General features: G+C 26.5%; 20 protein-coding genes. 18 read left to right on the top strand and 2 right to left on the bottom strand.

Annotated elements, in window-relative coordinates; all coding sequences use genetic code 11:
- The first annotated feature begins 44 nt into the window (after positions 1-44).
- The 3 genes from T352_RS0103075 to tpiA are packed head-to-tail and all read left to right on the top strand — an operon-like array spanning position 45 to position 2,562.
- Positions 45-1,241, top strand: a complete 1,197-nt coding sequence (locus tag T352_RS0103075) for a phosphoglycerate kinase (RefSeq protein ID WP_026391719.1) — start codon at positions 45-47, stop codon at positions 1,239-1,241.
- A 2-nt stretch (positions 1,242-1,243) separates the two neighbouring features.
- Positions 1,244-1,786, top strand: coding sequence for a helix-turn-helix domain-containing protein (locus T352_RS0103070; RefSeq protein ID WP_026391718.1), 543 nt, complete (start codon positions 1,244-1,246; stop codon positions 1,784-1,786).
- A gap of 17 nt (positions 1,787-1,803) precedes the next feature.
- Positions 1,804-2,562, top strand: coding sequence for a triose-phosphate isomerase (gene tpiA, locus T352_RS0103065; protein ID WP_026391717.1), 759 nt, complete (start codon positions 1,804-1,806; stop codon positions 2,560-2,562).
- A gap of 330 nt (positions 2,563-2,892) precedes the next feature.
- On the opposite strand, the gene T352_RS0103060 is transcribed toward tpiA, so the two are convergent.
- Complete coding sequence (locus T352_RS0103060) at positions 2,893-6,012, bottom strand: hypothetical protein (RefSeq protein ID WP_026391716.1); 3,120 nt, start codon at positions 6,010-6,012, stop codon at positions 2,893-2,895.
- A 226-nt stretch (positions 6,013-6,238) separates the two neighbouring features.
- Here T352_RS0103060 and T352_RS0103055 point away from each other — a divergent pair, with 226 nt between their 5' ends.
- The 10 genes from T352_RS0103055 to T352_RS0103010 all read left to right on the top strand — a co-directional run bounded on the left by T352_RS0103055 (position 6,239) and on the right by T352_RS0103010 (position 15,060).
- Entirely contained in the window at positions 6,239-7,012 is a 774-nt protein-coding gene (locus T352_RS0103055) for an MBL fold metallo-hydrolase (RefSeq protein WP_162151149.1), read from the top strand.
- Positions 7,009-7,452, top strand: coding sequence for a 23S rRNA (pseudouridine(1915)-N(3))-methyltransferase RlmH (locus T352_RS0103050; RefSeq protein ID WP_026391714.1), 444 nt, complete (start codon positions 7,009-7,011; stop codon positions 7,450-7,452). Before T352_RS0103055 ends, T352_RS0103050 begins: the two co-directional genes overlap by 4 nt.
- Positions 7,453-7,509: 57 nt before the next feature.
- A complete protein-coding gene (gene mscL, locus T352_RS0103045) occupies positions 7,510-8,001 on the top strand; it encodes a large-conductance mechanosensitive channel protein MscL (protein WP_035345070.1) in 492 nt (163 codons plus the stop codon).
- Positions 8,002-8,016: 15 nt separating this feature from the next.
- The gene (locus T352_RS0103040) at positions 8,017-8,886 is read left to right on the top strand and encodes a DegV family protein (RefSeq protein ID WP_026391712.1); all 870 of its coding nucleotides are present in this window, start codon (positions 8,017-8,019) and stop codon (positions 8,884-8,886) included.
- Positions 8,887-8,937: 51 nt separating this feature from the next.
- The gene (locus T352_RS0103035) at positions 8,938-10,830 is read left to right on the top strand and encodes a DEAD/DEAH box helicase (RefSeq protein WP_051615791.1); all 1,893 of its coding nucleotides are present in this window, start codon (positions 8,938-8,940) and stop codon (positions 10,828-10,830) included.
- Positions 10,831-10,874: 44 nt separating this feature from the next.
- Positions 10,875-11,870, top strand: coding sequence for a phosphate acyltransferase PlsX (gene plsX, locus T352_RS06340; RefSeq protein WP_162151148.1), 996 nt, complete (start codon positions 10,875-10,877; stop codon positions 11,868-11,870).
- A gap of 4 nt (positions 11,871-11,874) precedes the next feature.
- Positions 11,875-12,546, top strand: a complete 672-nt coding sequence (gene rnc, locus T352_RS0103025; RefSeq protein WP_162151147.1) for a ribonuclease III — start codon at positions 11,875-11,877, stop codon at positions 12,544-12,546.
- Positions 12,524-13,132 carry a DnaD domain protein gene (locus tag T352_RS0103020; protein ID WP_026391709.1) on the top strand — a complete coding sequence of 203 codons (609 nt, stop codon included), beginning with the start codon at positions 12,524-12,526 and terminating at the stop codon, positions 13,130-13,132. Before rnc ends, T352_RS0103020 begins: the two co-directional genes overlap by 23 nt.
- A gap of 2 nt (positions 13,133-13,134) precedes the next feature.
- Positions 13,135-13,767 carry an endonuclease III gene (gene nth, locus T352_RS0103015; RefSeq protein WP_162151146.1) on the top strand — a complete coding sequence of 211 codons (633 nt, stop codon included), beginning with the start codon at positions 13,135-13,137 and terminating at the stop codon, positions 13,765-13,767.
- 66 nt (positions 13,768-13,833) lie between these two features.
- The gene (locus T352_RS0103010; RefSeq protein ID WP_026391707.1) at positions 13,834-15,060 is read left to right on the top strand and encodes a helix-turn-helix domain-containing protein; all 1,227 of its coding nucleotides are present in this window, start codon (positions 13,834-13,836) and stop codon (positions 15,058-15,060) included.
- Here T352_RS0103010 and T352_RS0103005 read toward each other — a convergent pair.
- Positions 15,047-15,949, bottom strand: a complete 903-nt coding sequence (locus T352_RS0103005) for a lactonase family protein (RefSeq protein ID WP_026391706.1) — start codon at positions 15,947-15,949, stop codon at positions 15,047-15,049. The two genes, T352_RS0103010 and T352_RS0103005, sit on opposite strands and share 14 nt — an antisense overlap.
- A gap of 75 nt (positions 15,950-16,024) precedes the next feature.
- On the opposite strand from T352_RS0103005, the gene T352_RS0103000 reads away from it, so the two are divergent.
- From T352_RS0103000 to T352_RS0102980, 5 genes are all read left to right on the top strand, one after another.
- Entirely contained in the window at positions 16,025-18,094 is a 2,070-nt protein-coding gene (locus T352_RS0103000) for a hypothetical protein (protein ID WP_026391705.1), read from the top strand.
- Positions 18,095-18,149: 55 nt separating this feature from the next.
- Positions 18,150-18,581, top strand: a complete 432-nt coding sequence (locus tag T352_RS0102995) for a flavodoxin (RefSeq protein WP_026391704.1) — start codon at positions 18,150-18,152, stop codon at positions 18,579-18,581.
- Between the two features lie 76 nt (positions 18,582-18,657).
- On the top strand, positions 18,658-19,896 hold the full coding sequence (locus T352_RS0102990) for a glucose-6-phosphate dehydrogenase (protein WP_026391703.1): 1,239 nt from the start codon (positions 18,658-18,660) through the stop codon (positions 19,894-19,896).
- Between the two features lie 75 nt (positions 19,897-19,971).
- Positions 19,972-20,616: a hypothetical protein gene (locus T352_RS0102985; RefSeq protein WP_026391702.1), complete on the top strand. Its 645-nt coding sequence runs from the start codon at positions 19,972-19,974 to the stop codon at positions 20,614-20,616.
- The gene (locus T352_RS0102980; protein WP_026391701.1) at positions 20,600-22,147 is read left to right on the top strand and encodes a DUF5011/hyalin repeat domain-containing protein; all 1,548 of its coding nucleotides are present in this window, start codon (positions 20,600-20,602) and stop codon (positions 22,145-22,147) included. The genes T352_RS0102985 and T352_RS0102980 overlap by 17 nt, the downstream gene beginning before the upstream one ends.
- The last annotated feature ends 58 nt before the right edge of the window (positions 22,148-22,205 follow it).

Below are 22,205 nucleotides of genomic sequence, written 5' to 3'. Positions count from 1 at the left end.
TATAATATAGTTAAAATACAAACAACAAAAAAAGGAGAATATAAATGGCAAAATTAACAGTACGTGACATAAACGTAAAAGACAAAAAAGTTTTAATTAGAGTAGATTTTAACGTTCCAATTCATGGAGGAGTCATTACAGATGACAATAGAATTCAAGCAGCACTACCAACAATTAAGTATGTAATTGAAAATGGTGGTAAAGCAATTTTATTCTCACACCTTGGAAGAATTAAAGAAGAAAGTGACAAAAAGAAAAATAGTTTAGACATTGTTGCTAAAAGATTAGAAGAATTACTAGGAAAAGAAGTTACTTTTGTTCCTGAAACAAGAGGTACTCTTTTAGAAAATGCAATCAATAACTTAAAATCAGGTGAAGTTTTAATGTTTGAAAACACAAGATTTGAAGATTTAGATGGCAAAAAAGAAAGTAAAAATGATCCAGAATTAGGTAAATACTGGGCAAGCTTAGGTGATGTATTTGTTAATGATGCATTTGGTACAGCACATAGAGCACACGCATCAAACGTAGGTATTTCAGATAATATTGATGTTGCAGTTGCAGGATTTTTACTAGAAAAAGAAATTAAATTTATTGGTGGTACATTAGAAAACCCAGAAAGACCATTTGTGGCTATTTTAGGTGGGGCTAAAGTATCTGATAAAATTGAAGTAATTAATAACTTATTAAAAGTTGCTGATACAGTATTAATTGGTGGTGGAATGGCATTTACATTCTACAAAGCAATGGGATATGAAATTGGTAAGAGTTTATTAGAAGAAGATAAAGTAGAATTAGCTAAAGAATTATTAGAAAAAGCTAATGGAAAAATTGTTTTAGGATCAGACGTTACAACAGGTAAAGCATTTAGTAATGATACAGAAGTAAACGTTAGAGAAGTAGATAGCATCTTAAAAGACGAAATGGGATTAGATATTGGACCTAAATCAATTAAAGAATTTAGTGAAATTATTAAAAATGCAAAAACAGTTGTTTGGAATGGACCAATGGGTGTATTTGAAATGAGCAACTTTGCAAAAGGAACAATAGGCGTTGCTAAAGCAATCGCTGATAATAAAGATCACTTAACATCAATCGTTGGTGGTGGTGATAGTGCAGCTGCTGTTATTGAATTTGGACTAGAAGATGGTTTCAGCCATATTTCAACAGGTGGTGGAGCATCATTAGAATACTTAGAAGGAAAAGAATTACCAGGTATTGTTGCTGTAAAGGATAAATAATAATGGTTGATATTGGTAAAAAAATAAGGGCTTTAAGATTAGGTAATGGATTAACACAGGATGAGTTGGCATCAAGACTTGAGCTTACAAAAGGCTATATTTCACAGTTAGAAAATAACTTAACTTCTCCTTCAATTCAAACATTATTTGCTCTTTTAGAAGTACTAGGAACAAATATTCATGAGTTTTTTGCTAATGAGCAAGAAATAAATGTTGTTTTTAAAAAAGAAGATTTTTTTGAAAAAGAAAATGATGATTTAAAACACCGAATTAGTTGGATTGTTCCAAATGCCCTTAAATACCAAATGGAGCCAATTATCATTAATTTAGAAGCGGGTGGCCAATCAACAATTGATGATCCACACAATGGTGAAGAGTTCGGTTATGTTTTAGAAGGACAAGTAACACTTGTATTAAATAAAAAAAGATATATAATTAAGAAGGGAGAAACCTTTTACTATATGGCAAACAAAGAACATTATATTGTTAATAATGGGAATACTAATGCTAAAGTATTATGGATTTCTACACCTCCAATGTTTTAGAAAAGGATGAATATAAAATGAAAAGAATACCAATTATTGCAGGAAACTGGAAAATGTACAAAAATCGTGATGAAGCGTTAGAATTTATCTATCAAGTAAACGATAAATTACCTGAATCATCAAATGTTGAAACTGTTATTTGCGCATCAGCAATTTATTTAAGAGACCTCGTAAAAAGACAAGGTGATAATTTAAGAATAGGTGCACAAAATATGCATTATTTAGATGAAGGAGCATATACAGGTGAAGTATCAGCTGAAATGCTTAAAAACATCGGTGTAAGCTATGTAGTATTAGGACATAGTGAAAGAAGAGCATATTATAATGAAACAGATGAAACAGTTAACTTAAAAACTAAAAAAGCTATTGCTGAAGGTTTAGTTCCAATCGTTTGTGTTGGTGAAGAACTAGAAGTAAGAGAAAAAGGAACAACAAATAAAGTTGTTGGTAAACAAGTTGAGTTAGCATATAAAGACATTAGTAAAGAAGATGCTTTAAATACAGTTGTTGCTTATGAACCAGTTTGGGCTATTGGAACAGGTAAAACTGCAACTAAAGAGCAAGCAAATGAAACAATCATTGCAGTTCGTAAAGTATTAGAAAAATTATATGATTTAGAAACAGCAGATAAAATTAGAATTTTATATGGTGGATCAGTAAAACCAGATAATATTAAAGATCTATTAAGCATGTCAGATATTGATGGTGCATTAGTAGGTGGTGCTTCATTAGTAGCTGATTCATTCTTAAAATTAGCAGAAGCTGCAGATAAATAACAAACATAGTAAAAGTGGATTTTATTCCACTTTTATTTTTTTAATTAAAGGTATTGCAATTATTAATATCTTATTATATACTATGGGTAGAAGGCATAGCTTAGATTTAAGTTTTAGTTTTAAGATTTAAAGATTTAATGCTTTAGTTCTCATAGTTTTAGGATTTAGGTTTTAATGCTTTTAGTTCTCATAGTTTTACATTGTTAGATTTTATGTATAATATTTAAAGATTTTTGGCTATGCCTTCAATCATTATAAACTAGATTAAGTTCTAGTTTTTTTTTATTTTATTAATAAAAAAAGAAGAACCGAAGTTCTTCTTAATTCATATTATTTAATATCTAACTTGAATGATTCAAACCATGTTGCATATAACTCGTCATAGTTACTATCATTTCCTAATAAGTAGTTATGGAATTCTGTTTGATTAATTTCTTGTAGTGATTTAAATCTTGCTTCTTTACCGTGTAAGTTTAGACCTTGATTGCTAATATAGTTATACATAATAGCTTGATTCATACTATTTCCTTGATATAGTTTGTAAATTGGATCAAAGTATTTTGTAAATGCTTGTAATACTTTTGAAGGTAATGTTGCTGGATCATCTAGTTTTTTACCTTTTAAGTAGTAATCAACTTGTGATTTAGTAATTGTTTCACTATCTTCATTGTATGGATTATATTTTGTTCCATCAATTTCAAATGTGTAGTCTTCGTTATAGTCATCTGATTCTTTGTAAACAGCTGATAATTTTTCTGATACAGAAGTAACCATAATGAAATGGAAACCAAATGATGACATAATTCCGTCTTCATTTAAATAATCTGCAACATTTTGATCATCTTGGTGAATGATATTTAAACTTCCACCGAAGTCTAAGAATGGTAGACCACCATCAACTAAATCTTCATCATCTGAATCTTTATCTGCTTTAATTATATTGAATAATTCAATAGCACGGTTGTAGAATACTTTATCTAAAGTTGATGAGTTTGTTGGTAAGTTTGAAGTATTTGTAAGTTCACTACCTAAGTCTTCAAATTTCAAGTTTAATCCGTATTTACGGAATGTTTGCCATGTTGTTTTAGCATTATTTCCTAAATCAATACGTGCTGATTCTTGGAATTCTTGAGCAATAGCTTTTAACTTGCTTGTTGTTAAACCAGGATTTCCTAATTCATCAATAACTAATGCATACATATCAACGATTGCTTGTTTGATTTCATCAATTTCAACTTGTTCTAAATCTTCGAAATATTCTTTTGGATCAACTGGACTACCTGTTCCACTTGGATCAAAGTAAACTAATAAGTGACTTACTTGGAATCCAATGAATTTTTCATGTTGTAGTGCAGCAAATTTTGCTAATTGTGAATTTACATCTACACCAGGTAGAGTAACTTCAGTTTTTTCACTGAATAATTCTCTTAATTTTGGTAATAAGTAACCTTGTTCAATTGCTTCATCAACGTTTTTTGTACCAAATAATAGTAATAAGAATGTTTCTCTACCAATTGAAGCAGGATATCCAGCTTGTGCAAATTGGTCATTTGAGAAGTTGTTGATTAATTCTTTATATTCTTTTTTGAAATCTTTTAAACTAATTTCATCATCTTTAAATAAACCATTTTTCTTATTATATTCATCTAATAAAATTTCATTTAAAGCTAAGTCAATTGCAACTTCTAAACCATCATTTTGTTCTAGTTTTTTGTATAAATCATTAACTGTAATTTCAACTGTTACATTTTCATCATTTAATTTAACAGTTAATTTTAGTAAATCATTACCATTTTTTGCTTTACCTTTTGCTTTATTGTCTGTTGATTGATTATAGAATGATCTAATAACATTATCATAGATTTCAACTTTAGCATCTTTTAATAAGTTTGAAACTTTTGTAGAAGCATAAGAAGTAGTAAGTTTTTTAGAAATAACTTCCTCTGTCCATGATTTGATATTTTCTTTCATCTTTGTATCTAATACATCCCAGTTAACTTCACCAGCTGAATTTACAACACCTTCGATTGTTCTTAAGTCATTTAATAACTTAGGTTCTTTTGTATTATCTTCCAAATCTTCTTTTTGTTTTTCTAGAAGTTCTTTTAATTCATCAATTGTTACCCATTTTTCATTATCATCTTCATCTTTTTCTTCACTTACATAGTTAAGTTCATAATAGTTTTTATCTAATTTGAAAGCTAAGTAACGGTGTTCACCAACAGTTCTTAATGTTGAATATGGTTTTTCTTCTGTTAATGTATCATAGATATAGTTTCTAAATGTTGTATTTAATTTTGTTAAATCATCATATGATTTTTCTGTTTCGTAAACAACACCATTTGTATATTTTAATTCTAAATTAATTAAATCAACATCATCAGCAACTTGAACTAGTTTTTTTGTATTTACAATATTATGTAATTCAATGAATTTTTGTAATACACTAACAACTGGTAACTTTTGTGAGTTTGTTTCTGATGGACCATATGCATCATAGAATTTCTTGTAATCTTCTTCATTAATTTTTGTTTTTGTTGCATCTAAGTCTGAAGTTTGTTCAAATTTAGTAGTTAGTTTTGTTTTTTCTAAAACTTCCCAAATTTGATGTTCTTCGTTATCCTTAAATTCATCATATATTGCAACAAGTCTAATATCTGGAATTTCAAACCAGTGTCCACGACTATTATTTTTTAAGTTTAATAATGTAAATGCAGCGTTTGCTTCATTTGTTGAGATGAAGTGGAAGTAGAAAACATTTGTATCAAATTGTTTTTTAACATTATTTTTAAAATGTGAAATAACACTTGTATCTTTTACAAAGTCGTCTGATTCTTCGTCAATAACATTTTTATCTAATTGTTCTTTTGCATAAATTAACTTTTGAATTTCAATTACATATAATTTAAGTAATGTATCATTTGTATAGAAACCTTTAGCGTAATCTTCATCTGCTAAAGTATCTGCAACAAATGCTTGAATTTCTTGAACTAAAGTTGTTCTGTCTATATTAAAGTCAGTTTTATATAATGAATCAACATACTTATTGATTAATGTCTTACGATTTAATTCTGGCATTTTTTCAATGCTTTCAACATCATCTGTTTGGAATATTGCTTTTTTAACAATATTATCAAATTCCTTTTGAGCCCATTCTTCCTTTGAACCCTCTACTACGTTAGTTGCTTTTAATAATTCTTTGGCGTTATTTAAATAACCTTCGAATAATTTTTCTTCAACCATTTTTGGTAATACGGATGCCCCTTGTCTACGTAATGTATCATATACATCCCTATCTGTGATTTTCACATCTCCTACAGTTAAATAATCGTCACCTTTTATATCACCGTAAGGCACATTTTCTTTTTTAGAACAAGCTACTAACAAAAATGCAGTAACTAAAATTAAAAGAAAACTAGTAACTTTTTTAATATGCTTTACTTGGATCATAGTTAAATTTCACTCCTTTATAAATTTCTACAAGCATATATAAATATAACATAAAAAAAGCGTTTTTACAACTAATTTTGGTAATATTGGTTTAAAATTGAATATTTTTTAAATAGTTGATTTTTAATAATATTCTATTAGCCTAATTATTGTTAATATCATATCTTTTAATTACAAATACTTTAATTGTTATCAAATAAATGTTAAAATAAAAAAGGTGGTATAAATGGAAATAATAATATTAGCAAGTGGCTCAAAAGGCAATGCTATGAATATAAAGAGTAATAATTCAAACATACTAATAGATATTGGTATTAGTTATCAAGTATTAAAAAGTAAACTAAAAGAAAATATGGTTGATATTAAAAGTATAAAACACTTGTTTATTACACATGAACATAGTGATCACATTAAAGGATTACAAGTGTTTTTAAAATATCATGTTGATGTAACGGTATACTTGTCTCTTGGAACATATGAGAGTCTAGATGCAAAAACAAAGGAATTATTAATTAATTATGTAATACTTAAAAGTGATAATACATATGAAATTTTAAATTTTAAATTTGAAACATACGGATTATCGCATGATGCGAAAGAACCACTTGGTTTTGTTATTTCAAGTAATAACAAAAAAGTTGTTATCGCGACCGATACTGGATATATCGATGAATCATATTTTGATTTATTAAGTAATGCAGACTTTTATTTGTTAGAAGCAAATCATGAGCCATCTTTATTGATGGATTCAAGTAGACCTTATTACTTAAAACAAAGAATAATTAGTGAAAAAGGACATTTATCTAATCATGAGGCTTCATATTTAATTGATAAATTTATACCTAATGATAAAAAAGCAGTATGGGCAGTTGCTCATATTTCAGAAGATTGTAATAATCTTCACTTAATAGAAAAGTCTATAGTAAGAATCATAAAAGATCCAACAAAGGTTGATGTTTTATTTACTTCACAAACAACAAGTAAGGTAGTAAAAATATGATTAAGATTATAACAGTTGGTAAAGTTAGAAAAAAAGAGTTATCAAGTTTAATAGATTTTTATCTGAAACAAATACCAAGAAAAACCGAAATTATTGTTTTAAAAGACGAGCCAACAATCCAAGGGATGGAAAAAGAAGGTGAAAATATTCTAAGGAATATTAAACCTACTGATTTTGTTATCACGCTAGAAATTAAAGGGAAAAAAATATCCAGTGAAGACCTAGCAAAATTAATCTCTAAAACGGAAGATGACTTAAAAGGGGACTTAGTATTTGTCATTGGTGGATCGTTTGGACTAAGTAGTAGTGTAAGTGAGAGATCAAACTATAAACTATCGTTTTCTGATTTCACCTTTCCACACCAGTTGATGCAACTTCTTCTAGCTGAACAAGTTTATAGGGCTTATCAAATATTAAATAATCATCCTTATCATAAATAAAAGACAAAAGTCAAAAAAAATGTTAAAATATAAGTAATTAATATACGGAGGGATATAATGAAGAAAAATAAAAGTATTAAAAAGGTAGAAGTAGCACGTAAAAAGTTTTTTTCAGGCTTCAAAGACTTCATTTCAAAAGGGAATGTAGTAGATTTAGCAGTTGGGGTTATCATTGGTGGTGCATTTGGTAAAATTGTTACATCGTTAGTTAATGATATTATTATGCCACCTATTGGGCTATTAATCGGTGGAGTAGATTTTAAAGATTTAAAAGTAGTATTAAAAGATGCAGATATTATTACAGGAACTGCCGAAGTTGCAATTAGATATGGTAACTTTATAATGTTTATGCTTGAATTTTTAATTATAGCATTTTCAATTTATTTTATTCTTACATTAGTTATTAGAAGAAAAGATTTTGCTAAAAAAGTTGAAGCTGAACTTGCTCCAGTAGAGGAAGTTGAAGAAGTAAAAGAAGAAGTAATAGTTGAACCAAGTGAAGAAATATTACTATTAAGAGAAATTAGAGATTCACTTAAAAACAAATAAAAGGAAGATGAGAAAATGAAGAAAAAAACAGCTGTATTAGTATGTAGTAATGCCGGACTAGACTATCTTGATTATCCAAAAGATATTACTATACTAAGATCAGTAATTCATTTTGGTACAGATGAAACTTATGACGATTTTGTAGAAATGGATGCTAAAACATTTTATGAAAGAATCGATAAAGATGCTAACGATGTTCCAAAGACAAGTTATGTATCAATCGGTAAAATGAATGAAGTGTTTGAAGAATTAGAAAAAAAAGGATATGAAGAAGCATTAATTGTAACGATTGCTAAGCCACTTAGTGGTCTATATGAAGCACTTAGACTACAAGCAAAAAACTTTGAAAAATTAAAGATTACAGTTTATGATTCGAAGACAATCGCATATGCAGAAGCATTTATGGCGCTTGAAGCATATAGATTATTTGATCTTGGACACAACATGGATGAGGTTGTTACACAACTAGATTTAATTAGAGATAATAACAAATGGTATTTTGCAGTTGATACATTAAAATATCTTGTTAAAAATGGTAGATTAACAAAGCTACAAGGAACTTTAGGTACTCTATTAAAGATTAAACCAGTTTTATCATTTGATAAAAATGGTGCAGTTGAGACTGTTGAGAAAATCAAGACAACACCTAAAGCATTAAAAAGAATTATTGATTTATACTTGGAAGAAACAAAAGATAAAAATGTATTAACATTTATTTCTCATGCTCATAATGATGAGGCAGTCATGTTCATAACTGAAGAAATAAATAAACATTATCCAGATAGAAAAGTAATTTCATCATACCTAACTCCAGTTGTTGGCGCACATACGGGGCCAAAAGCAATCGGTGTTGGTTATATTAATTTAGATAAACTTAAATATTAAACTTAATTAAAGGAGCTTTTGCTCCTTTTAAAAATTATGGAGGTGACATAATTGATTCATAGTATAGATAAAGTAAGTGGAATTGGGCCTAAAAATTTAAAAGTTCTTAGAGATAATAAAATTTTTAACACTTATTCAATGGTATTAAATTTTCCTAAAACTTATAGCATCTTTGATGAAGTTGAAGAACTAAATTTTAGCAATAACAATACAAGTATAACTATACTTGGAGAAATATGCTCACCACTTAATGAGTTTAAGACAAATAAAATATCATATATCAATTTTGAAGTTTTATTTAAAAATAAAATATTAAAAGCAATAGCATTTAATCAGTCATATTTACTTAAAGAGTATAAAGAAAATGACAAAGTATACTTAACAGGAAAATATACATCTAAAAATAATACGATTATTATTTCTAAAATAGTTAGAGATAATAACTTTAATAATATATTACCAATTTACAAAATAGAAGGGATATATGATAAAACTATTACTAAAATAGTTGATAATATTTTTTCAAATAATCTTGTTGAAATCTATGAAAATATGCCAGTATTTATTTTAAATAAATACAACCTACTTAGTAGAATTGAAGCAATTAAAAAACTTCATAAGCCAAGTAATAAAAAGGAATTATCTAGTGCAATAAATCGTATGAAATATGAAGAAGCATATTATTTTCAAAAAGAATTTACAAGTAAAATTAACGTTGTTGAAAAAAGAAATATTATAAAATATGACTTAACTTTAGTCAAATCATTAATTGATGAAATAGACTTTGAATTAACAGTTGATCAAAAAAATGCAGTAAACGAAATATTTCAAGACTTTAAAAAAGAGGAAATATCTTATAGATTAATCCAAGGTGATGTTGGATCGGGTAAAACGATTGTTGCAATACTTGGAGCATATGGAATGATTACTGCAAAAAAACAAGTTGCTCTAATGGCACCTACCGAATTACTAGCAAAACAGCATTATAATAGCATTATAAAGTTGCTTAAAGGTAGGGCTAGAGTTGAATTACTAACTAGTGATACTAAAAACAAAGATAAAATAAAAAGTGATTTAAGTGAAGGATTAATTGATTTTATTGTGGGAACACATGCACTAATTGTTGATAATGTTAGATTTATGGATTTAGGTCTTGCGATAATTGATGAACAACATAAATTTGGTGTTGAAATTAGGAAAAATTTATTAGATAAAGGCTTAACTGACGTCTTATATTTAACTGCAACACCGATACCTCGAACTCTTGCCATTTCACTTTTTGGTGAATCTAAAATTTCTTTAATTAAAGAAAAGCCTGGTGGAAGAAAAGAGATTATTACTAAAAATATTAAAGATGATAATTTAGAATATGTTTTTGAAAAATTAAGGGATAGAATAGTTAAAAAAGAAAAAACAATTGTTGTGGTCCCAGCAATCTCATCAACCCATGCTAAGTATAATGTAGAAAATGTGTATGAATTAATTAACGATAAAATTAAAAACACAAACATCTATAAATTAAGTAGCAAGGTTGCTAAGAAAGATCAAAATACTATTATTAATGACTTTATTAATAAGGATGCAGGAATACTAATCTCAACAACAATGATTGAAGTAGGAATTGATATTGAACTTGCTACCTTAATTGTGATATTTTCAGCAGACTTTTTTGGGCTAAGCCAAATTCATCAATTAAGAGGAAGAGTTGGAAGAAACAATTTAGATAACTTATGTCTTTTAGTTAGTACTAATGATGATGTAGAAAGACTATCTATTATTGAAAAAGTATCTGATGGTTTTATCCTTAGTGAACACGACTTAAAATTAAGAGGTCCAGGAATGTTTTTAGGAACTGAGCAGTCAGGTAATATCTCCTTTAAATACTTAGATTTCTTTAAAGATTTCGAAATAATTAATAACATGAAAAAAGAGTTTACCAAATAATGTGATATAATAAAAATGATAAAAATGTAAGGAGATATGTAGAAATGATAAAAATAGCTGTTGATGGAATGGGTGGAGATTTCGCTCCAGAACCAATTGTAAAAGCAACAATTGAAGCACTTAAAAAATTTAGTGACGTTGAAATTACTTTATTTGGTGATGAAAACAAAATGAAGCCATTTTTGATTAATCATGATAGATTAAAAATAGTACATACAGAACATTTTTTACCTATGGGAGTAAAAGATCCAGTTTTTGAATACCGTAATAATAAAGAACATTCAATGTTTAAAGCAATGCAATATGTAGCAGATGGTAATGCATCTGCAATTGTAACGGCAGGACCAACACAAGCTGTTGTTGTTGGTGGCCAATTAATTTTAAAAAAAATGAATAAAATGCGAAGAGCAGCAATTGCACCAATCATCCCTTCGTTTGATGGAAAAGGTAGAATACTACTTGATTCAGGAGCGAATGTTGACTTAAAAGCCGAACATTTAGTAGATCTAGCAATCTATGCACAAATTGTTGCCAAGGAAGTTTTAAATCGACCAAATCCTACAGTTGCTTTAATAAATATTGGTGATGAAGAAGGAAAAGGTAGAGAACTTGATCGTGAAGCATATAATTTATTAAAGGCTAATGATAATATTAATTTCTTTGGTAACTTAGAGACAAAAGAAGTTTTTGTTACACCAGCTGATGTTTTAATTACTGATGGATTTACAGGAAACATTGTTATGAAAACAATGGAAGGAACTGCAAAAGGATTAGGAATGGTTTTAGAGCGTGAAATTAAATCATCATTAAGAAGTAAAATTGGTTATTTATTTATGAAAAAAGCCCTTAAGAATTTCAAAAAATCGCTTGATGCATCAGAAATTGGTGGTGCATTAGTAATCGGCTTAAATCATACATTAATCAAGGCACATGGTTCATCAAACAGCTATGCATTCTTTAATGCAATCAGACAAGCGAAAGATATGGTTGAAAAAGACGTAATTAAAATAGTTGATCAAATATTAAACAAGGAAGCGTGATTTTTTGGAAGAATTATTAGAAAATCTTGGCATTAAACCAAGAGATATTAATTTATATTTAAAAGCATTAACGCATTCATCATATGCTAATGAAAATGGTGTAGAAAGTAATGAGAGACTTGAATTTCTAGGCGATGCAGTATTAGAACTTTTAATGAGTAAGTACTTATTTGAAAAGACAGATTTATCCGAAGGTAAAATGACTGTAAAAAGAGCTCAAGCAGTTCGTGAAGAAGCACTACTTATTTATAGTAATAAAATTAATTTAAAAGACTACATAAGACTTGGTCATGGTGAACAACTAAAAGGTGCTAGTAATGCTTTAATAGCTGATGCTTTTGAGGCATTATTTGCTGCTGTTTACTTAGATTTAGGCTTAAATCAAAGTCAAAGATTATTTAACAAAATAATAATTCCTAATCTTGAAGAATCTTTTACAATTAAAGATTATAAATCAACACTACAAGAACTAGCACATAGCGATGTCAGAAACATCTCTTATCAAATAATTAAGGAATCAGGGCCTTCACACAATAAAAACTTTGAAGCAATAGTTTTACTTGATAGAGAAATTGTTCTTGGAACAGGTTATGGAAAAACAAAAAAAGAAGCCGAACAAGAGGCAGCTAAAGACGCACTTAAGAGGGGGAATTATGATATTACAAAAACTTTATGAAAATTATGGTTTTAATATTGAAAAAATATTAATTAAAGAGGCTAAAAAATTAAAACTTTCAAGTTCTGAATTGAATATTCTCCTAACAATATTTTCTTATAATAGTAAAAAAGTTACTTTTTCAATAGGAAGTATTAGTAGAAAAACAGATTATAACCAAGATGAAGTTGCACAAACAATTAATTCATTAATTGAAAAAGATTTTATAGAAATTGTACTTGAAACAAATAATAAAGTCTCAAGAGAGATCATTTTAGTAGATAAAACTTTTGCTAAAATTACATCTTTACTAAGAGATGAAATAGAATTAGAAAATAGCGAAAAAAATTCAAACAATATTAGTAAAACAATTGAGTTAATTGAATCTAGACTTGAAAGACTACTAAGAAGTCAGGAATTAGATAGAATAAGATTATGGTATGATACATATAATTATAGCCATGATAAAATTATTAAGACAATTAACTCTATAAATGGCAAAACAACAATAAACTATATTGAAAAGTTATTAAATATTGACTATGAAGAACGAGAAATAGATCAAAGTACAAATGATTTATTAGATAGAGTATTTAAAAAGTTATAAAGATGAATAAAAAAGAAAAATTTATCTTAGAACAATTAAACATCATGTTTCCTGATGCCAAAGGAGAATTAGATCATGAAAATGATTTTGAATTATTAGTTGCTGTTGTTTTAAGTGCACAGACCACGGATGTTCAAGTAAACATTGTAACAAAAGAATTATTCAAAAAGTATCCAACACCTGAAAAACTTGCAGAGGCAAGTATATCTGATGTTGAAAATTTAATTAATAGTATTGGTCTATACCGAAACAAGGCCAAAAATATTATTGGGTTATCAAAAATGCTAGTTAATAATTTTAACGGTATAGTTCCGGGTAATAGAGAATCTTTAGAAAGCTTACCGGGAGTTGGAAGAAAAACAGCAAACGTAGTATTAAGCATTGCCTTTGATATCCCGCAAATTGCTGTTGATACACATGTTAACCGTGTATCTAAAAGATTAGGTCTTGCAGAAGAATCAGATAGTTTAATCGAAGTTGAAAACAAACTAATGAAGAAGTTTGATAAAAGCACTTGGACTAAACTACATCATCAATTAATATTTTTTGGAAGATACCATTGTAAGGCAGCAAAACCTAATTGTAAAGAATGTCCACTCGTTGATATTTGTACTTACGATAAAAAAAATATTTGATAATTCAAATAAAAATAGACTTTTACTCCTTATATGAAGATAATATTTCAAAAAGGAGTTTTTTTTATGCTAAATAAAATAAAATTATGTATTAAAGATTATCACACAATAATTAATCCAGCTAATAAGACGGTTGGATCAATTATTAAACATAGACGTAAAGAAATGGGGCTTACTCTTGAGGAAGTTTCTAAAGATGTTTGTAGTCTATCATATTTATGTAAGGTTGAAAGAAATCAATTAATTCCTAATGATTCAATTCTAAACACACTAAAAAATCGATTAAAAATAGATAATAGGTTATTTGTTGAAGAAGAGAATGATTATCTTTGGATCGAAGATATTTTGTCAAAGAAATATGTAGAATCAAATATTCTCAATAATCATATTGATAAAGTAGATTATCGGTCAAAACTTATTATGCTTGCATACAATGTATTTAACGAAAAAAATTATGAAAAATCAAGTTTAATAGCAAATGAGTTAATTGGTTATTATAATTTTTTCCTTCAAGATGAACTAATTTTTTTCGTTGTTTTAGTAATTCAAATTTACTATGGATTAGAAAAATATAATCATATTATTGAATTATCTAGGGAACTTGTATTGTTCAATGTTAAAAATAATATCGAACATTACACAAACATATTGGTCATTAAATCTTATTATAAAATTGGTTTATACAATAATGCTAGATCTCTCTTAGAAAAAACTAAATCGATTAGCTACAAATATGCTAACCTCGATGAGATTACCAACTTAATAAACTATGAATTAGCCCATTTAGCAAGTATTTCTTGTTCTGATCAGATTAAAAATGAGTTAAATATTTTAAATAATCTAGATAACATCAATGAAGACTATATTTGGTTTTCTCACTATTTTTTTAATAAGCATGATTATGAAAAGTCTTTAGTATATATCAGCAAATTAAAAAACAAGAATGAATTTTTCTATATTAAATATTTAGTAACATTATTTAAGTTATCAATGCATAATGAACTAAAAAAAGAGATAATTAAAAATAGCGAATTACTATACAAAAAGTCCAGTAAAATAATTATTTTGTTCTTTAATTATTATTTCAATAACAGTAGTAATACTGACCTTGATTCATCTTTTAGAGAGTTATCTAATGTTGATGTTTTTGTCGATGACTATTTTATTCAACTTTTTGTTTTAGAAGAACTTGTTAAATTATCAAATAAGAAATCACTTTATAAACAATCAGTTAGTTTAATGACTAAAATTATTAAATTATTAAAAAGAAAAGCATCAATTATTTGTGAATAATCGATGCCCCACCGTCTAAATTATATTTACTGTCTTTTAAATATAGTTTGCCATTTACTATTTTAAATAATGAAAGATCATTACTATGCATATTAGCAACCACTAAGTATTTATCACAATCAATTAGATTAAAATCTCTTGGATGATCTCCTTCTGTACTAATTTTTTGAGTTAAAGAAATTAAACCATTTTCATCTACATTAAAAGAAAATAAGTAATTTGATTTTCTTACAGCACCATACAAGAATTTGTTGTCTTTTGTTAGTCTAATTGCTGAACCGTATCCGTCAGTTAAGAAATGTTCTTCAAGTAAAATTAATGAACCATTTTCATACTTAAATACAAATATTTTTGGTATTAATTCACTTATCAAATAAATGATTGGTAAAGTTTTGTGGAATGTAAAATGTCTAGGTCCAACGTTTTCTTGGAAAATGTAATTTGTTTTAAGAGTTAATTTACCGTCAATTACTTCATAAAGCATTAAATTATTTTCACCTAAATCAACTACACCAACCAAATTTATTGTATCAATATACTCGGCATAGTGTATCTTAGATTTACTAGTATACTTAAATGTTTCTGATACTTGCCATTTATCTTTTTTTGCTAAAACCTTTAATAATCCAGCACCATAAAAAGATGTATAAGCTAAGTTATTAACTTTATCATAAGAAATATGACACGCTCCCTCATTCAATAACACATCGTTATTTTCAATATGAGCATATTGAATTTTATCAATAGAATAAATATAACTTAAATTTAAGTCATTAATTAAGTAACTAGGTTTTTCAATATTTTTAAAAATTTTTGTTTCTTTAAATTTTTCATTTTCAATTGAAACTTCATATATATTTTTATTATATGATCCAACTAATATTTTCATGTCATCACCTAATTTATTATAACATAATAAAAGTAAAAATAGATTTAATGAACTAGTATCTAATGAGGTGAAAAAATGAAAATATTTTTTTTGATGTTTAACATCCTTTCAAGTTACCGAGTTGTTTGGAATAATATAAAAATAGATATACCTTTAAATAGTAGCCCTGGCGAGTACTTTAATTTACCAGAAGCAAAACTAATTGATGATAAGGGAAACATTGTATCTAAAAATTGTTTTTATGAGGAAGTAAATCATACAACTACTAAAGTGATTAACACAAAACATGTAAAAACTTTTAGAGTGGACTATAAGGCAACATTTCCTGACTATTTTATTAGCAACACAGAGTCAATTTATTTTAATATTGTAGATACTATTGCTCCAGAGTTTATATATGTTGAAGATATTATAGAACCTGTTGGGAAAAAACTTCTAGATAAAAATGAAATAATTAGTAATATAATTTATAAAGATAATTACTATAGCAATGATGATATAACAATAAATATTTATGGGTTATCTTTAGTCAATGTAAATATCCCAGGTAAGTATAAAATAACTATTGAAATATTTGATCCATCATATAATATAAATAAAGTAGAGCGGTATTATATTATTGAGAGTAACAAAAAACCAATAATTGAATCAAAAGATATTATATATCATGAGTATGGATTAAAATTTGATCCAATAAAACATTTTAAAATTACAGATCCTTATGACAATAACTTAGAAATAAAATATGATTATAATTTCGATTTTAATCATCTAGGAAGTTTTTATATTACTGTAAAAGCAACTAATAAATTTGGACTTTTTGAAACTTCAACACGGCTTGTTGAAGTAATAGATAGTGAAAAACCTCAACTAATCATCAAGGAAAATAATGTTTTTAATGTTTATGACTATGATAAAAAAGTACTAGAATCATTAATCATTGAAGTAAGTGATAATTACTCAAAGCTTAATATTAATAGTGTCATTATAGAAGGATATATTGACTTTAATAGTATTGGTAAATATGAATGTATATATAAGGTAAGTGATTCAAGCCTAAATATGACATCAAAAAAAGTAATTATTGAAATAAAGGACTTAGAAAAACCTTCAATTAACATTTTAACGGATATTATAATTGAGGTTAATAAAAAATATATCGACTATCATAATTATTTCTTAATAGAAGATAATTATGATGATTATAGTGACTTAATAATTAAGTTTATCGATATAAATATCAAATATGATATTATTGGAACTTATAATCTTGATGTTAGTGTTACAGATAAAAGTAAAAATACAAAAATAATTAAGGTTAAAGTTTTAGTTAAAGACTTAGAAGCACCAGAAGTTTTTAAGATAAATGATGAACTGAATATCATTTTTACTGATTTTAATAAGGTAGATAATAATTATTACAAAAAGTTTTTTGAAATTAATGATAACTATGATAAAGGTGCAAATATTAATTTAGAATTAATTGGAGAGATCAACTATAAAAAACCAGGAATTTACAATGTTATATTTAGATTTACTGATAGTAGTCTTAATTATATAGAACTTTCTGATACTATTTATGTTATAGATGAAAACCCACCAGAATTAATTTTAAGTAAAAATAATATAACTCTAAAACTAAATAGTAGTGAACCAGACTACCTAACTTTTATTGAAAAATATAGTGATAATTTAAGTTTACCTGAAAATATTTTAATAAAAATAAAAAGTAAGGTTAATATAAATGAGATAGGAGTCTATGAAGTAATATATGAATTAACAGATGAATATGAAAATATAAGTCAATATATTTTATTAGTTTATGTTGATTTAAAATATGAGAAACTAATTAGCGGAAAAGATTTAAGTTTAAATAAAAATGATATATTTTATAAGGGAATGAATTTAGAGTTAGGGGAAAATGTAGTTTCTCTCTTAAGTTTTCCCAAAAACATTGATACAAGTATAAGTGGCACTTATCATATTTTATATGTCGCTTATGACTGTAGGGGAAATTATGAAGAATATATTCAAAAAGTAGAGATTGCTGATAATTCAATAAATTATAAGAAATATTATTTAGTAGCACTCTTTAACATAATAGCAATTACCGGCTTTATAATTTATTACTACAAGAAAAAATAGTTTGGCAAAAATAGCAATTAGTGTTATAATACTAAATGATAAAAGAGGTGATAGCATGCAAAAAGCAGTTATTGTTTATTGGAGTGGCACTGGAAATACTGAAATAATGGCAAAAAAGATTAAAGAAGGTATGGAAAGTGAAAAATATGAAGTTGAATTATTAGAAGTATATGATGCTACTATTGAACATGTATTAACATATGATAAAATTGCATTCGGATGCCCTTCAATGGGAATTGAAGAATTAGAAGAAGAAGAGTTTGAACCATTCTTCGCTGATATAGAACATAGCCTAAAAGGCAAGAAAATAGCTTTATTCGGGTCTTATGGCTGGAGTGAAGGAGAATGGATGGATTATTGGGAAGAGCGACTTGAAGCGATAAATATTAAACCATTTGCTAAGGGTTTAATTATTGAATCAACACCATCTTCAGAAGAAGAAGAAAAATGCTTTGAATATGGAGCAAGCTTTGCAAGGTTTGAGTAGACTAATATTGTAATATTAGTCTTTTTTTATTATAATAGGTATATTATTATTATTTATTATAATATTGGGAGGAAAAATGAAAAGCGATTTAATCATTATTTTATATGGTTCAACAGGAGATTTAACTTTTAGAAAAATCTTACCTGCAATTGAAGAACTAAAAATTAAAAATAAATTACCCGAAAATACTAAGGTTGTGGCACTAGGTAGAAGAGACTTTACAACTTTAGAATATATAGACTTTATTAAAAATAAAAACGATAAATTAAGTTTGGAAAATATAAAATCTGATCTAGATTATTTAAAAATGGAAATAAGTAAAGAAGAGGATTATGATATTTTAAGTAAATATCTAGAAGACAATAAATCAGAAGAGACAAATATTATTCACTATCTTGCTTTAGCTGCAAACTTAGTTAATGAGGTTATTGATAATTTATCAAACAATAAAATTGTTGTTAAAAAAGACTTAAAACACCTATTAGTTTTTGAAAAACCATTTGGCGATAATTATTTAGATGCATTTAAAATAAATACAAAGTTAGAAAATCATTTTTTAGAAAATCAAATTTATCGTGTTGATCATTATTTAGTTAAAAATATAATTGATCAAATATTTAATTTTAAGTTTTATCCAAATATATTAAATAATTTTTTAAATACCAACAACATTAAGAAAATTGATTTAGAAGTAATAGAAGATGTGGGAGTCTTAGACCGTGGACCTTTTTATGATAAGGTAGGAGCTCTTAAAGATATGTTTCAAGGACATATCTTACAATTACTTACAATTATTTTAAGTGATATTCCAAAGAAGAACTTATCTAACTTAATTATTGATAATAAAGTAAAAGTTCTTAAAAAACTAAGAGTTGATTATGAATCATTAATCTTTGGTCAGTATGATGGATATTTAGATGAAAAGAATATTTCAAAGGACTCAACAACAGAAACGTTATTTAAAGGAACTTTGAAATACAAGAATATTGACATTAATATTATTACTGGTAAAAAATTAGATAGTAAAAAAACAAATATAAAATTAACACTAAAAGATGGAAGTGAAGTATTAATTGATATTTTCCCAAATAATTCAATTACTCTTTGTTCAAAAATTTTAGGTGAATCAATTAATATCAAACATAATTTTAATAAAGAATTAGAAGACTATAGTAAATTAATTCTTGCAATAATTGAAAAGAGAAAAGAGTTTTTTGTAAGAAGAGATGAAATAGAACTAGCATGGAAGATAACCGAAGATATTTTAGACAATAAGAAAGAGTTAATCTTCTATCAAAGTGATTATAATTTATAAGTAAAACTTAATCCAAATAATTAAAAAGTAATTAAGTTATTTTATACCTACTATATTGTAAAGGAGGGGAAATAATTGAAGTTACTTTTTTTGTTGTTAACACTATTTACATCATTTAATTTTAGTAATCATAAGGAAGCAGAATCTAGCAATGTTTTGATTAATGACATAAATAAGCCGTTATCTCAAAAAGAAATATTAAGAATTGTTGATTTTAAAATTGTAGTTGGAGAAAACATAGTGGATTTAGAGCTAAAACTAGTTTTAGATGAATACAAAGATAACATGACTAATTTAGGGATTTATAATCAAAAATATGAAGTAACATACGAAGGAGGAAAATATGTTTGTAACTTAACAATTTATAACGTCGATTTAAAACAAAAAAGTACTACTAAAAGATTTGAAGTATATACCAAAAAAAATTACTTTTTAAGTGAGGCATTAATTTTAGAAATGATAAGTGTACACTTTGATTTTGAGATTTTTAGTTATGTTATAAAAAACAATAATTATTTTAATAATAGTGATGTTGGTGTTTATAATCAAAATATTATTATAACAACAAAAAATAATCAGGTAATTGAAATAGAGTTAACAATAAATGTTGAAAAAACGATCAATTATTTTTTGATAATAGGTATTACAATAATAGTTTTAACAAGTTTAATAATAGTATTAATAAATAGAAAGAGGTATAAAAATGATAAGAAAGGTTAATGCTTTTATAATTGTTTTATTAAGTATATTAATTGTTAGTTCGAGTAGTATTTTTGCTAGTGAAAATAGTTTCAAAGTTAACTACAACTTAAATGGAACGTTGGTTTATGATTGTGAGTTTGGCGACCAAGATATACTATTTAATTATGTTGTAGGATATAACGATTTAATATTGAATGTTAAAGGAACAGATAAAAAATTCTCAGAAAACGTTTGGGGATTGGGCGAGGCGTTAGTAACATTTGAAGGAAGTGGATCATTTGATTTAGTAATTTCAAGCCCTGATGAGATTACTGAAAAAAATGTTTCATTATCAAGTATAAGATTTGTAATTGTGGAAAATAAAATTACACTATATATAAATAACAAAGAGATAATAAGTACCGATGCTGAATTGGATGTTATTATAAAAAACAACCAGAAACTTGCAATTAGTGGTAAGGATACTTTAGTTGTTGATTTTGAAAAGCCTATGACTATTGATGAAATTAAACAAGCAATCAATCTAAGGGCACTTGATGGTTATGATGGTGACATTACAAGTTTAATTAAAGTGTCAAAAGATAGTTACTCAGAAAATAAAAATAAGGTTGGTAATTATGAGATTTTATTTACTGTTAAAAATAGTTCGGGAAAAACTAAAGAATATTTACTTTTAGTTGTAGTTATGGATTTTAAAAAACCAATTATCGAAGGACCAAGTAATATAACAATTAGTTATAAAGATGTTTTAACTGATAGTGATATAAAAACATTATTTACAGTAAAAGATAATTATGATTTAAATTTAGAGGTAAATATTATAGATAACAAATTGATAAATGGAGAAATAGGTAAATATCAAGTGACTTTAGAGACACAAGATAGTTCGAAAAACAAAGCAACCCATTTACTTGAAATAAGTGTTATCGATGATGTTATGCCATTATTTGTTGACAATGCTAGTGGTATTATTAAAATTAATTACAAGGATAAAATAACTGATCAATTATTGAGACTTGAATTAGAAGCTAATGATGAAATAGATGGTATTCTAACAGATAATATAAAGGTTGTAAAAAATAATATCAAGAGTGTTATTGGAATTTACGATGTCATTTATGAAGTAAGTGATTCTGCTGGAAATAAAACGACATATACGAGAAAATATGAGGTAGTCTCACTAGATGTTCCAGTTTTTTGGGTTTCAAAAAATATTATTACAATTGAAGAAGTAAATAAGATGACTATTGACCAAATTGCAGATTTAATCTCTAAATATAATAATATAGAAATTTTAAATTATGAAGTAGTTATGGATGAATATACCGGATATGAAAATATAAGTGGCCTATATCAAGTAAAGTTAAATATTACAGATAAGTTTGGTGTAGTTCATAGTGTCGAACAACAAATAAATGTCTATAACTCAAGCCTTAATTATGAAGATAGTAATATGAATTATCTATTAATGCTATTAATTGGACTTGTTGTAGTAACAGGAACTACTTTGGGGATTGTTATTATAAAAAAAAGAAAAGTAAATAAATAGTTTTTAACCTAGTAATAAATTGTTACTAGGTTTTTTAATGTGAAAAATAAGATATTAA

It is taken from the genome of Haploplasma modicum ATCC 29102 (genome assembly GCF_000687835.1).
GTDB classification, from domain to species: Bacteria; Bacillota_I; Bacilli_A; order Acholeplasmatales; family Acholeplasmataceae; genus Haploplasma; species Haploplasma modicum.
This window is presented reverse-complemented; position numbering and strand designations above follow the sequence as displayed.

Coding starts and splice junctions, on each gene's coding strand:
- T352_RS0102995 (WP_026391704.1), top strand. CDS start 18,150: ATGCAAAAAGCAGTTATTGTTTATTGGAGTGGCACTGGAAATACTGAA.
- T352_RS0102980 (WP_026391701.1), top strand. CDS start 20,600: ATGATAAGAAAGGTTAATGCTTTTATAATTGTTTTATTAAGTATATTA.
- T352_RS0103060 (WP_026391716.1), bottom strand. CDS start 6,012: ATGATCCAAGTAAAGCATATTAAAAAAGTTACTAGTTTTCTTTTAATT.
- tpiA (WP_026391717.1), top strand. CDS start 1,804: ATGAAAAGAATACCAATTATTGCAGGAAACTGGAAAATGTACAAAAAT.
- T352_RS0103075 (WP_026391719.1), top strand. CDS start 45: ATGGCAAAATTAACAGTACGTGACATAAACGTAAAAGACAAAAAAGTT.
- T352_RS0103055 (WP_162151149.1), top strand. CDS start 6,239: ATGGAAATAATAATATTAGCAAGTGGCTCAAAAGGCAATGCTATGAAT.
- T352_RS0103020 (WP_026391709.1), top strand. CDS start 12,524: ATGATATTACAAAAACTTTATGAAAATTATGGTTTTAATATTGAAAAA.
- T352_RS0102990 (WP_026391703.1), top strand. CDS start 18,658: ATGAAAAGCGATTTAATCATTATTTTATATGGTTCAACAGGAGATTTA.
- nth (WP_162151146.1), top strand. CDS start 13,135: ATGAATAAAAAAGAAAAATTTATCTTAGAACAATTAAACATCATGTTT.
- T352_RS0103010 (WP_026391707.1), top strand. CDS start 13,834: ATGCTAAATAAAATAAAATTATGTATTAAAGATTATCACACAATAATT.
- T352_RS0103070 (WP_026391718.1), top strand. CDS start 1,244: ATGGTTGATATTGGTAAAAAAATAAGGGCTTTAAGATTAGGTAATGGA.
- T352_RS0103000 (WP_026391705.1), top strand. CDS start 16,025: ATGAAAATATTTTTTTTGATGTTTAACATCCTTTCAAGTTACCGAGTT.
- plsX (WP_162151148.1), top strand. CDS start 10,875: ATGATAAAAATAGCTGTTGATGGAATGGGTGGAGATTTCGCTCCAGAA.
- T352_RS0103050 (WP_026391714.1), top strand. CDS start 7,009: ATGATTAAGATTATAACAGTTGGTAAAGTTAGAAAAAAAGAGTTATCA.
- T352_RS0103040 (WP_026391712.1), top strand. CDS start 8,017: ATGAAGAAAAAAACAGCTGTATTAGTATGTAGTAATGCCGGACTAGAC.
- T352_RS0103005 (WP_026391706.1), bottom strand. CDS start 15,949: ATGAAAATATTAGTTGGATCATATAATAAAAATATATATGAAGTTTCA.
- mscL (WP_035345070.1), top strand. CDS start 7,510: ATGAAGAAAAATAAAAGTATTAAAAAGGTAGAAGTAGCACGTAAAAAG.